An 11,181-nucleotide genomic window follows, 5' to 3' on the forward strand; every position below is an offset into this window, starting at 1 on the left:
GATCTCTTGCTGGTCGGCCTCGAAGATCTGGTTGTTGTGAACCACATAAAATGTAGGTTCATAGCCATATCCAGAGCCTCCCCAGGTGACGCGGAAAACGTCGCCTTCATTGGCTTTTACCAGGACGACGTCCCAGTAGCCAATACGGCCGGCGTCACCGTCGGCGCCGTTACCGCGAGTAATAAGCTCGACGGTTTGGCCAACTGGAGTTTTGATGATCCCGTTGCCGCGGCGAGTGTAGCCACGCTCGCTAGATAAGGCAAGGTACATGTCCTTATCCTTACTGCGATTGATGCGCGGTTTGCCGGCCTTTGACAAGCCAATCGTGAGATCGGTCCTCAAACCGCCAACAGCTCCTTCCAACCCTTGTGGAGTTGGCAAGAATACCTGTTGACGACCACGGCCGTGTTCGCCAAGTGAGATGCCTTCTACGTGGCCGAACTTGAATTCTCTTGTGGCTACATCCACTGCTTTATTTAAATACAACATAAAAACCTCCTTCCCCTATAGGGGATATGTCAATGCTCTTGTAGAATTAAGGGGATTTTCCCCACATTGATCACTACTCTAAGTAGTATGAAGCCAACCAGAAATGATTAGCTTGATACTACTCAAAGTATCTTGAAAGAGGATCCAACTTTATTAAGGTGCGAATGTCTTTTTGACGTTTTTTATTATACCATAAACATTAATAAATGTCAATGTAATGCAAATACTGTCAATTAGAAGTTGTGTTCTGATGGTGGTTAAGATGAGGCTATTGATTCCCTTTATGCTTGGTGTTATGATTTATTTATGAAAAAAGAGTCTGCCCCTAATCGTATTGAGTCTGTATCAAAAATCTATGAATATGGAAAAGAAAGCTTAGAGGGATATGAGTATCTTGATCGATTTGAGGGGTTAACTTTAAGGCAAGAAGCACGTCTTGATGGTCTGATTGGGAAATTGTCAGAACTATATAGTAAAAGAAATGGGCAGTGGCTTTCGAACTTCTTAATGGAAGAAGAGAGTAACGAATGGAACCGTGATTATGAGACGGGAAATTTTACGTATATCGAAGACTTGAGGAGATCTGAAGTTTCTAATGTTCATGATTTTGCAAGATGGTATGATTATGCAATGCAGAGGTATGCTAGAGAGTATTTTCTACCAGCTGCAAACCGACATGATGAAACATATATGAATGCAGTGCAGAGGTTGGTCTCGGATGGTGTATTGCCAGAGTCTACTACTCAGAAAATGTCTAGATTTGCTGAACATAAAATAAAATATCGCGTAGTGGATGTTTTTCGGGAACGAGAGAATGCTGGTTGTTGCACATCGCCTGACGTGTATATGGAACTTCATAATGACACGAGTAGTTTTTATCCAGAGATTACCTATGCGATGGATATTGGTTTTGGACCTAATATATTGTCTAGAGACGATGATGTTAGTAAATTAGATAATAATGCATTCAAGCATGTCTTGGACCATGAAAAGACACATATTATTACAAGAAATATCTTTGACTGGGATTTTAAAAGTGATCGGAAAGATGATGTTTTTGAAGCAAACCGAATTATTAACGAAGCGAGCGTGGAATGGCTAACTCTACTCATGAATAATAGTGCGACATTGGAGCAGGCGTGTAATACGGATATTCTTAGTGGTGGTTTTAATGCTGACGCTCCATACTCGTTAGAGAGAAGAACTTTGGATGCGTTACTTCAGGAAGGCGACGAAAAGATTTCGCCAGAAACGATATTCTTGCTTTGCGGAAATGAGAAAATCGATAATATTCGTGCAAAAGTCTTTAATGAATTTCAAAAGGCTTATCCTGATATTTCGACTGAGCTTGATCTAGTTGATCGGATTCTGGAGCGATTTAATTGGGTTGAATACCAAGAAAAAGCTGAAAAAGGAAGCCGAATAGGGGCTTCTTTTTTTACAAAAAAATAAGATCAAATTTGATCTTAAAATGATTGGTTTTAAAATGGTGCTGGAGGTAGGACTCGAACCTACGAAGGTGTAACCCGAGAGATTTACAGTCTCTTGTCATTGCCGCTAGACTACTCCAGCAATGCTAGGCTGTCGTTCGCACTCCGTCCTAGCGCACTCAAGGTATTTGGCTCGCGCCAAGCATACTTTGAATAAATGTATTATAGCAATTTAGAGTGGGTTTTTCAAGTTTTTCATGACAGATTTATAAAAAACGCCGGATTGATCCGGCGTATATTGTGTACCTTAGAAATTTTTATCGAACAACTTTTCTCTCCCAAGGATAGGGGTAGTCTGTAACTTTGGATTGCCCAAAGAGTTTTTGAACACCCAGCAAATATAGTTGTGCGTCATTAGGGTCGGACATGGTGCCATGCTCGCAGTTGACATACTGGATATCTGCTTGCGGATAGTAGGTTTCAATTGCTCGGTTGTCGAGAAATTGATCGAATCTACTCAAGAGAATTTTGCGCGGCTGATTTTTTAGACGTATACTTTCTGAGGGCTTAATATGTTTCATATCATAGATTTGATCTGCAATTAGAGTGATTGAGTAATAATTATGGCCATATGAAATAAATGGTATAAATGATAACCATCCGAGACCATACTCTAGAGCAAACAAAATTGGAGCACAGAAAGCGATAATCGTTCTGTATTTTTGATTAATAAAGCAATTATAAGTGCAAGGATTAATAGTGATAACTTGATCAAATACTTCTTCAATCGGTGCTACAATCTGATCTCCCAGAGAAATGCTGATGGCAGTATTTTCGACTTTCTTCCCCGCTTTTGAGGCTTCTTTAGTGATCACTGAGACCTTGTCGTATAATTGGTTCGTATAGGCTTCTGCGTCATAGCCAAAATTATCATACTGCATGTAGTAGAGATGACAATTTGGTTTGAATAATTTGTCTAAAAAAACGAAAGACAAGATTGGATCATTTAAAAAACCATGTGCCAAGAAATAATTTGTAATTGTATTATTTTCGTCAGCTGCTTCGTTTTTTATAGACTTAAAGACAAACTGCTTGACATGAATAAAACGTTCACTGTCATTTTCTGAAAGTAATCTATAGAACTTATAGATTGCTGCGGTAGCCACATTGAGGGACAATATGACTAAAACTAAAATTTTAACTGTCATTATAATGACCTCCTTCTAGGTACTGTTAAGGTACAAAATATGAAGATATTATAATATGAAACCTGGATTTAGTCAAAAAGATACCTCTGATGAGGTATCCCTTTTTTTAATTTGAACTCTTTTTGTACTCTTTGTATTTATCGGTTTTTATCGACTTTTGAGATTCGGTTTTTATGGTTTCGAGAATCTGTTTTTGTGTTTTGGTGTCTGACTCAGAGTAGCCTGAGAAGGTTTTATTGCCGATGATAAAGTAGGGGACACCCTTTGGCGTTTCGCCAAGAAATTTACCAAAGTTTTTCATAAGAGTGAGGTTGTCGGAATTTTTCCAGACTTCTAATGTGTATAAGTTGGCCATTTTTTCTACTTCGGAGCGATGCTGATTGAAGAATTCGGCCAGATGCTTGCAGTGTGGACAACCGTCTCCCCAAAATATATAAATATTTACCTTGTCTTCCGAGCTTTTAATGTCTGATTCGGTCATTTTAGCAAATTCGGCATTTGACCCTTGCGATGAGGTGGTATTTGTGTGGCCCTCTTTGGTATTGGAGGACTGATTAAGTGTATTACTTACGTAGATCATCATACTTAGTAAAAGAAGAGTAACTACGGAGACTATTAGGACGATAGTGTGTTTGTTGGATTTATTTTGCATTGAAGTATTTACCTGTATTATATAATTTACCATTATACTCGATATAGACAGAATAATTGCCACGAAGTCCATCTTTATTGATGTATTTTGTAACATTGATCCCATTTTGATTTTCGTCTTCAGAGAATACGTCTACGCAGAGAGCAGTGTGAGGGTGCTTGCTGACGGGGACTTGATAAAGATTGGTGTAGAAATTGCGGTAAAGTCCAACACGTACGTTATCTTCTCGATGGAAACGTCCAGAAAAGATGAGCCGGTCTTCTTCATTTTTTAGCGTAATGTCGTGGCGTTTTAGAAAGTCTTGGTCGACTTCAGTATTTGTAATGAAGCCCTGTTTCCTCTCTTCGGGATCAGTGAGGTCGAGGGTGCCAAGTTGCTTAGCGCTTTGCATGGTATAGTTTACGCCAGCATATGGATCCATTTTTTCGACACGGTAATTATTGGTTGGAATATGTAGTTCAAAAATGACTTGATTGTTTAGTAGTTCCACGGTATTCGAAAGAAGCTCGACGTGGCCGGTAGTGAGGCCAGCAGGCTGGTTTGAGGGGATGCCATCTGATTTGACGATGCCACCTGAAAGAACTAGGTAGTGGTTTTGGCTAAGCAAGTCAAAATCTGATATGTATGGAGAATAGAAGTCGCTTCCCCGTTCTTTGCCATACTGCCAAACTTGTTCGACAGTTTTTTGCGCTGTGTCTATCTTGTAGACTACGGCTCGCGAGTATGAACTGTTAGCTTTAATGTAGGACTCTGGGTTCTTGGATTTATTATTGCCATTATCAAAGAGCGTGAGGTATCCGTCTGGGGTGATTTTTGCGGCGTGTTGACTCCATTGGTATTCAAAATTCTGTCCAATCGGCTTGAGGAAATATTTCTGATAAAAGGAAGACCAATTTGTGGGGTCGCCTAAAATCCAGTTAATGTCGGTGGTGGTATAGTTGATGCTGATTACAGCATCTTGGTGCCGACCAGATAAAATTAATGAGTCAGAGTTTTTATCATAGTAGACAGAATTATTGTGAAACCAGTCGTATTCGGTCCAATTCTCGTTTTTGCCATCATCTTTTTTGAGGACCTTTTGAAGGTCAATTCTTTTGACGATTTGGCCAGTTTTACGATCTAGCTCTACGATATAATCTTCGACAGTATGGTTTTGGCTACTAAAATTATTGGAAGCTACTATTAGATTGCCATTTTCTAGCTCAAAATAATCATGATGGTAACCACCAGGTAGTGAATATTCGGCATAAATTTTACCTAGTAAATCAATCTCATAGAGACCGGTCATATAGTATGGTGGATTAACTAAGCGTTCAGTGCTAATAAGAAGATGCCCGTTATTTAGTTTGGTGTTTTCCCAAAGCGCCGTATTTTTAAGATACCACCTAAGGTCGCCATTAATATCATAGGCAGTCATATAATTATTTTTCGTAGCTGGGCTAAAGAAATAAAAATCTGAGCTTAATTTGGATTTATCAGAGTTAACTAGAGTAGCTTTTGGGAGATTTTCGGGAAGGGGTTCAGTTTTAATTTCAAACTCTCGATCAATGGTTTCAACAATATTTTTTAGATTTGGTTGACTCTCTTTTTGGAGTTCTTGGTTTATTTCGTGGTTGACTGGAGTAAACTGATTTCCGACTTCAGTGATATGTTCAGATTCGTATTGCTCAAGTTTTTTGGCGGCGCTATTTTCATCGATTACGTTACCAGTGCGAGCAATTGAGGCGTCGGTTTTTTGCTCTCCAGTTTTGACAGGAGTCTCATAAGTGATCCTAATTTTATTGGTGGTATCTGGATATAGTCCATAGATTGGGAGGTAATGCTTTTTGGCCTTAACAAAATCATGAGAGAGGGTGGTCTTTGGATCTTTTCCTAGGATGGTGACGGTTGGTGAGACTTCATCTTCGGTTTCAAAGATGATTAAGGCGGTGAGAGGTGAGGTTTTGTAGGGGTTTAAAATTATATTAGGATTTTTTATGGTGTGGCCTGTGGAAGTAAAATCTTTCTCGTATTCTTTTTGTAGGGCTATTTGGCTTGGACTAAGTTTGATGAGGTCGGTATTTTCGCCACGATTACTGAGATAGGCGAGACAAAAAACGAGTGAAATAAAAACCACGAGAAAAACCATGAAATGTGCGGTAAAATAGGTTGGTTTTTTGAATTTCTGCGTCAAACGAACACGAATTTTGGGATTTTTTGCTTGTTTTTGTTGTTTTAGTTTAAGCGAAAGATCTGAAATAGTTTCAGTCCGCTCATTACGAGTATCTGTATTACTCATGACCACCTCCAGTTATTTATATAATTTTAGCATAAAGAAAATATTTGTGTACTACGTTCACTGTGGCCATTCGTCGAAATAAAAATAGAACACGTTGTGTTCTATTTTTATTTCACTCAAAAGAGCCGTGTGTATGAATACACATCGGTATTCTTCGAAATAAAAAAGAATCGCTACGCTCCGTATTTTAATTTTCAAAACCTAAAATTATAGAACAAGTTCTAAATTTTAAATTTTAAAAATAAAAATAGAGTTCTTCGAACTCTTCTTTTTTATTTCTCCTCATGGAGCCGTGTGTCGGCTCTGCCCCGACGACCTGCCGCTTACAAGGCGGCTGCTCTACTAACTGAGCTAACACGGCTTAATAGATTTATTTTAACAGAGATTTTTTATTATCACAAGGGGTATTTGTAGCTTTTCTCTATTTTAATTTTAGATACGGATGGATAATATAAAGTATATCTCTATTACTATTGGATGACGCGTGGACGATTATTGGAATGATGATTGTTTGAGGTAGTAGTGCTGAGTTTTTTCTGCCTGAGAGTGGTATTATTGATCTCATTTGTTGCGGACACGGCTTTGTTCTTTATTGATTCTTGCGCGGAGCGATTTTTGTGGATGGAAGAGATGGCGGCTTTTTTAATAGCGTTAATCGGGGCGCTGGCACGAGGGTAGATGATTTTTGGTTGCGGACGTGGGCGAACTCTGGCGGGCTCTTTAACTTTTTTCTCTTTCTTTTTTGTCTTTTCAAGCTCAGCCTTTTTTAATGCATCCTCGGCGATTTGCTGTTCAATGCGTGCGGTGGTAATATCGATATTTTCTTGATCCCCTGCCTCTTCGTAGATACTAAGAATTTGCCTTAATGTTGTGGTAGATTTATCAAGATTGTAGGCTGATTCAAGAGCTTCAATGGCAGCTTTTTTGTGGCCGAGTTTCTCTTCGGCTTTTGCTAAAGCTAGGAAACGAGCAGCTACTGTACTATCGAGCTTGAGTGCTTGTTGGAATGCCATGGAGGCTTTTTCGTAGGAGCCGGTCTCAAGATAGATTAATCCCACGTTATGTAATGACATTGGGTTATTATCAAGAGATTGTGCGATTTCAAAACATTCGATAGCTTCGTCAAAATTTTGCGCCTTAGCATAAAGAATACCGAGACGGTTATATGCTGCAGCGTTGGTTTCGTCGAGTTTTAAGATAGTGAGGAGGGCTTTTTCCGCACGAAGAGTTTTGCGGCTATTCATACTGTCTTTGGCAATTGTCCAGAGTTTCTTGATCTCTGCATCGTATTTAGTGCTCTCCTTGTTGGAAGACTTTTTGATAGCAAGAACTGGCTCGAAAAATGCGAGAAAGATGGCAAAACTTAAAATCAGCAATGCGCCTAACATATTGTCTTATTTTAACATATTTTGATAGATTTAGAAAATTTTAGATTAAATTTGCGAGAAGTTGTAGCTTCTTATTGCCATTTTTAGAGATATTTTGATATGCCAGATCTAGTCCTGTAACTTTTTTTAAGAAAAGTTGATTGTTGGTTTTATAGAAGGACTTATATGCAAGCTCAATGGTGGTCTCAACGACTTTCAGGATAAATGCTTTATCATTATCAGAATCTGGATCAGATTTTTTGGATTTTCTTTTTACGAGCTCTTCTGCTAGATGTACAAGTTGGTCTTTGTCGGCGACTAGAAGTTTTTTAGCGTAGTCTAAAATTTCTGGAGGAACGTCTGGAGGCGATACGAGACTAACAGTGATCTTTAGATAAAAAAGCATGGCCCTTGAGCGTATGGTGGGGAGCAATTGAAAAGGTTTTTTGGTGAGAAGTAAGATATGAATATGTTCACCGGGTTCTTCAATGGTTTTTAGTAAGACATTGCTTGATTTTTCGGAAAGAAGTTCGGCGTGGCGGATAACAAGATAAAGCTCTTTGGTCTGTTTATTTCTGGTGAGCTGCAATAATTCCCTAACTTCGTCAATTTGTGAGTCGATTGAATCCGCATTAAGAGATAGCGACACTTGAGGCGCAAGATTAAGCTCGATGTCTGGATTAACTGCAAAAATAGTGGTAGAGAAAGCACGGGAGATTTGAGGGATTTTTTCTAGTGAATCAATAAACATCTTGATTCTATTGTAGCGTAAAATGTGTCGAAGAAATGGTTTTTAATCAAAGAGATTAAATTCTGGAGGGAGTGGAGCTTCAAAAATCTGTCGATTACTGGTGGGAATGGTAATTTCAAGTGCCTTGGCATGAAGGTAGAGCCGATCGGTGGAATCTGGCTTTGCTGAACCATAGACGCGATCCCCGACAATTGGCGTACCTAGATATTTGAGATGGACACGCAACTGATGAGTGCGACCAGTGGTTGGTTTAAGTTCGATTAATGAATAAGTTTTTCCCTCTTTAAATTCATGTCCAGAAAAATCGGAGTTTGCGAAAATCTTTTTGAGGTTCAAAAGATCCGAGTGAGTAAATTTCTTGGTCTTTAAGACTTGGTAAAAAGTTTCAGATTCTTTGCCACCAGCCTCTACAATAAAAGTGGTTGGATGTTTGAGATTTCTGGCAATGGGAAGATTAATGACAGCAGTAGTTAATTTTGGGCAACCCTCAACAATGGCATAGTAAGTTTTGTGGGTTTTTCTATTTTGGAATTGTTTTCTTAGGAGAGTTTGAGTGGAGGCGTCTTTAGCAAGAATAACAATACCGCTAGTGTCGCGATCTAGGCGATGAACAAGTAGGCCAAAGTCTTCTAAGGTTGGCTCAAGACAGTAGTCCCCCTTGGCCATACTAAGTAAGCCGGCTGGCTTATCGAAGACAACTACATGTTCATCTTCATAAATTGTGGTAGGGCGAACTTTATCAGCTTCTTGTTGTTTAAGATTGGCATTTGTGAGAGTTTTTGGAAGAATTAATTCAATGACTGAATCTTCAGTGAGTGGCGTATTTGGCTTGGTGGCCACCTTGCTGTCAACCTGGACATAGCCAAGCTTAATGAATGACTGAAGGGTATTGCGATTATAGTCTGGGTATTTTTCAACAAGGATATGATCTAGGCGAATACGTGGCTTTTTGGTATCTCTTTCCGTCAAAACAAGATCGCCATTAATAACGCGAGAAAGTGAGGGCTTGCTAAATTTTTTACCAGTTCGATACATTGCTTATATTATAATATATTTATATTTAAAATCAAGCTTAAGCTACCTGAGACCAATGGACTTCTGTACCTTGAGGAGCGTCTGATTGGCTTTTTGTGTGGCATAAGCTTCGCCTTCAGCTAATAGATCAAGAATGGTTTGATCGGAAATACTGTCGGCTTTTGTCTGAAAATCAGAGAGGAAATCCGATACCGTGCTCGCTACTTGTTTTTTGAAGTCTCCATAACGACTTTGATTGGACCATTTTTTAATAACAGTAGCTAATGGTTGATCGCTAAGTAGTGCTTCAATTTGCAAGAGATTGGAGATGCCTGGTTGATTTTGGAAATCGAAATTAATATTCGCCAAAGAATCGGTGGTGGCGGACATAATTTTCTTAGCGGCCTGTGCGGGAGTATCTGACATCATAATTTTACTATTATCGGAATCGCTGGACTTACTCATTTTCTTTTCTGGATTTTGTAAATCGCGGATACGAAGACCAGAAGGAGTGTCTTTGTCTCGATTGCTGAAAGTATTATTAAGTGTCTCCATGAATTTAACTTGATCTGCGGTTTTTTCGGGAATAGTAAAAATTTCACCATACTTACGGTTGAAACGTTCTGCAATATTACGTGTGAGTTCTAGATGCTGAAATTGATCTTCACCGACTGGAACAAAGTTAGCGTCATAAAGTAGAATATCGGCGGCCATGAGAATTGGATAATTGAAGATACCAACGTTGGTTGAGCTATCGTTATTTTGACTTTTTTCTTTGTATTGAGTCATGCGTAATGCTTCACCCATTGAGGTGTAGCAATCGAGAATCCAACAAAGTTCAGAGTGCGCAGGAATGTAAGATTGACGATAGATATGGATATTGGAATTAATTTTGAGACCAGCCGCAAGATAATACTTTAGCTCGCGGATAGTGTTTTGTTTTAGATCTCCATCGATGCTACTAATGATTGAATGTAGGTCAGGGATAAAGATATTAATGTGATGAGTCTCAGAGTATTTATTGGCAAGGCGAACCATGGGAAGAAGGGCGCCTAGAAAATTTCCGAGGGTAATTTCGGAGTTAATGCGAATGCCAGTGAGAATTGTTTTCATGTTTGATTCCTTATGGAAGTTAGTCTAGTGTGGTGTTAGTTATACTACTGAAAATTATACTGTAATTTTTGGGGTTGGCAAGTTTTTTGGAGAGTGCTGCCTAGTGCGAGATGTTGAAAAATATAAAAAAGCCTCTAATTTAGAGGCTTAAATGAGGGTGAATTTTTAATAATTAGCAGGCTCCTCAAAAAGTGGAACAGTTTTGTTGCGATCTCTAATATTTGCCAATAAATATTGATGACGAAAACGATCGATGATGTCCATAATGGAGAGTCCAGCTTCGTGGTCGCCGTCGAACTTAACGATTAGAGTATAGCCATTGGGTGCGCCCTGTAAATTAATGAATCTGCAATGGTATCCACTGAGGATGTATTTTAATTTACTTTGATTTTTTTGCGACACTGCTACGTTTGCTACAATGCGAAGACGCATAGTTATCACCTCCTTATAATGTTCTACCCCCGCCTGAGTTGAGTATAACAGAGATGATAAAAATTAAAAAGACCCGGATGACGGGTCGAGGAATCTTTAAAGATGGTGGAGCATAAGGGATTCAAACCCTTGACCTCATCAATGCGAATGATGCGCTCTATCAGCTGAGCTAATGCCCCACGTATCTTTAGTATACTATAAAATCTAGTTTTCGCGGATGGCTTTAATAATTTTTCCAATGGTTGGTTTAGTGCCATACATCAAAACACCGACGCGATAGATTTTTGCGGCAATGAATCCAATTAGAATAGTCGCGAGAATTAAGAAAATTATAGAAAGTAAAACTTCGATGCCTGGAACTTCGCTCATGGCAATACGGGTGAACATGGCCATCGGTGAGGTGAGTGGGAAAAGCGAGAGCGTCTTCATTAATACTGAGTTGATATC

10 protein-coding genes, 3 tRNA genes and 1 pseudogene are annotated in these 11,181 nt (G+C 39.1%); 1 reads left to right on the top strand and 13 read right to left on the bottom strand.

Annotation, left to right across the window (positions count from 1 at the left end; translation table 11 throughout):
* A partial coding sequence (locus G3KMM_RS02340) for a hypothetical protein (RefSeq protein ID WP_164998487.1) occupies positions 1 to 381 on the bottom strand: 381 nt, incomplete at its 3' end.
* A 414-nt stretch (positions 382 to 795) separates the two neighbouring features.
* Here G3KMM_RS02340 and G3KMM_RS02345 point away from each other — a divergent pair.
* On the top strand, positions 796 to 1,941 hold the full coding sequence (locus tag G3KMM_RS02345) for a hypothetical protein (protein ID WP_129605068.1): 1,146 nt from the start codon (positions 796 to 798) through the stop codon (positions 1,939 to 1,941).
* Between the two features lie 35 nt (positions 1,942 to 1,976).
* On the opposite strand, the gene G3KMM_RS02350 is transcribed toward G3KMM_RS02345, so the two are convergent.
* The 12 genes and pseudogenes from G3KMM_RS02350 to G3KMM_RS02405 form a co-directional block, all read right to left on the bottom strand.
* Positions 1,977 to 2,061 (bottom strand) — tRNA-Tyr (locus G3KMM_RS02350).
* Positions 2,062 to 2,236: 175 nt separating this feature from the next.
* Positions 2,237 to 3,127 (bottom strand): hypothetical protein, encoded by an 891-nt coding sequence (locus G3KMM_RS02355; RefSeq protein ID WP_129605071.1) that lies wholly within the window; start codon positions 3,125 to 3,127, stop codon positions 2,237 to 2,239.
* A 106-nt stretch (positions 3,128 to 3,233) separates the two neighbouring features.
* Positions 3,234 to 3,779 carry a TlpA family protein disulfide reductase gene (locus tag G3KMM_RS02360; RefSeq protein WP_129605073.1) on the bottom strand — a complete coding sequence of 182 codons (546 nt, stop codon included), beginning with the start codon at positions 3,777 to 3,779 and terminating at the stop codon, positions 3,234 to 3,236.
* Positions 3,769 to 6,057 carry an aryl-sulfate sulfotransferase gene (locus tag G3KMM_RS02365; RefSeq protein WP_129605076.1) on the bottom strand — a complete coding sequence of 763 codons (2,289 nt, stop codon included), beginning with the start codon at positions 6,055 to 6,057 and terminating at the stop codon, positions 3,769 to 3,771. The genes G3KMM_RS02360 and G3KMM_RS02365 overlap by 11 nt, the downstream gene beginning before the upstream one ends.
* Positions 6,058 to 6,342: 285 nt before the next feature.
* Positions 6,343 to 6,418, bottom strand: a tRNA-Thr gene (locus G3KMM_RS02370).
* Positions 6,419 to 6,527: 109 nt separating this feature from the next.
* On the bottom strand, positions 6,528 to 7,445 hold the full coding sequence (locus G3KMM_RS02375; protein WP_129605078.1) for a tetratricopeptide repeat protein: 918 nt from the start codon (positions 7,443 to 7,445) through the stop codon (positions 6,528 to 6,530).
* Positions 7,446 to 7,485: 40 nt separating this feature from the next.
* Positions 7,486 to 8,175: a DNA polymerase III delta subunit-related protein gene (locus G3KMM_RS02380; RefSeq protein ID WP_129605080.1), complete on the bottom strand. Its 690-nt coding sequence runs from the start codon at positions 8,173 to 8,175 to the stop codon at positions 7,486 to 7,488.
* A 42-nt stretch (positions 8,176 to 8,217) separates the two neighbouring features.
* Entirely contained in the window at positions 8,218 to 9,210 is a 993-nt protein-coding gene (locus G3KMM_RS02385; RefSeq protein ID WP_129605083.1) for an RluA family pseudouridine synthase, read from the bottom strand.
* A 42-nt stretch (positions 9,211 to 9,252) separates the two neighbouring features.
* Positions 9,253 to 10,302, bottom strand: coding sequence for a tryptophan--tRNA ligase (gene trpS, locus G3KMM_RS02390; protein ID WP_129605085.1), 1,050 nt, complete (start codon positions 10,300 to 10,302; stop codon positions 9,253 to 9,255).
* 165 nt (positions 10,303 to 10,467) lie between these two features.
* Positions 10,468 to 10,734, bottom strand: coding sequence for a hypothetical protein (locus tag G3KMM_RS02395; protein ID WP_129605087.1), 267 nt, complete (start codon positions 10,732 to 10,734; stop codon positions 10,468 to 10,470).
* Between the two features lie 103 nt (positions 10,735 to 10,837).
* Positions 10,838 to 10,913: transfer RNA gene (locus G3KMM_RS02400), tRNA-Ala, on the bottom strand.
* A gap of 25 nt (positions 10,914 to 10,938) precedes the next feature.
* Positions 10,939 to 11,181, bottom strand: a pseudogene (locus tag G3KMM_RS02405) (ABC transporter permease); the annotation flags it as partial.

The sequence above is a fragment of the Candidatus Nanosyncoccus nanoralicus genome (genome assembly GCF_004138405.1).
GTDB lineage: Bacteria > Patescibacteriota > Saccharimonadia > Saccharimonadales > Saccharimonadaceae > Nanosyncoccus > Nanosyncoccus nanoralicus.

Coding starts and splice junctions, on each gene's coding strand:
- G3KMM_RS02380 (WP_129605080.1), bottom strand. CDS start 8,175: ATGTTTATTGATTCACTAGAAAAAATCCCTCAAATCTCCCGTGCTTTC.
- G3KMM_RS02365 (WP_129605076.1), bottom strand. CDS start 6,057: ATGAGTAATACAGATACTCGTAATGAGCGGACTGAAACTATTTCAGAT.
- G3KMM_RS02345 (WP_129605068.1), top strand. CDS start 796: ATGAAAAAAGAGTCTGCCCCTAATCGTATTGAGTCTGTATCAAAAATC.
- G3KMM_RS02360 (WP_129605073.1), bottom strand. CDS start 3,779: ATGCAAAATAAATCCAACAAACACACTATCGTCCTAATAGTCTCCGTA.
- trpS (WP_129605085.1), bottom strand. CDS start 10,302: ATGAAAACAATTCTCACTGGCATTCGCATTAACTCCGAAATTACCCTC.
- G3KMM_RS02395 (WP_129605087.1), bottom strand. CDS start 10,734: ATGCGTCTTCGCATTGTAGCAAACGTAGCAGTGTCGCAAAAAAATCAA.
- G3KMM_RS02355 (WP_129605071.1), bottom strand. CDS start 3,127: ATGACAGTTAAAATTTTAGTTTTAGTCATATTGTCCCTCAATGTGGCT.
- G3KMM_RS02375 (WP_129605078.1), bottom strand. CDS start 7,445: ATGTTAGGCGCATTGCTGATTTTAAGTTTTGCCATCTTTCTCGCATTT.
- G3KMM_RS02385 (WP_129605083.1), bottom strand. CDS start 9,210: ATGTATCGAACTGGTAAAAAATTTAGCAAGCCCTCACTTTCTCGCGTT.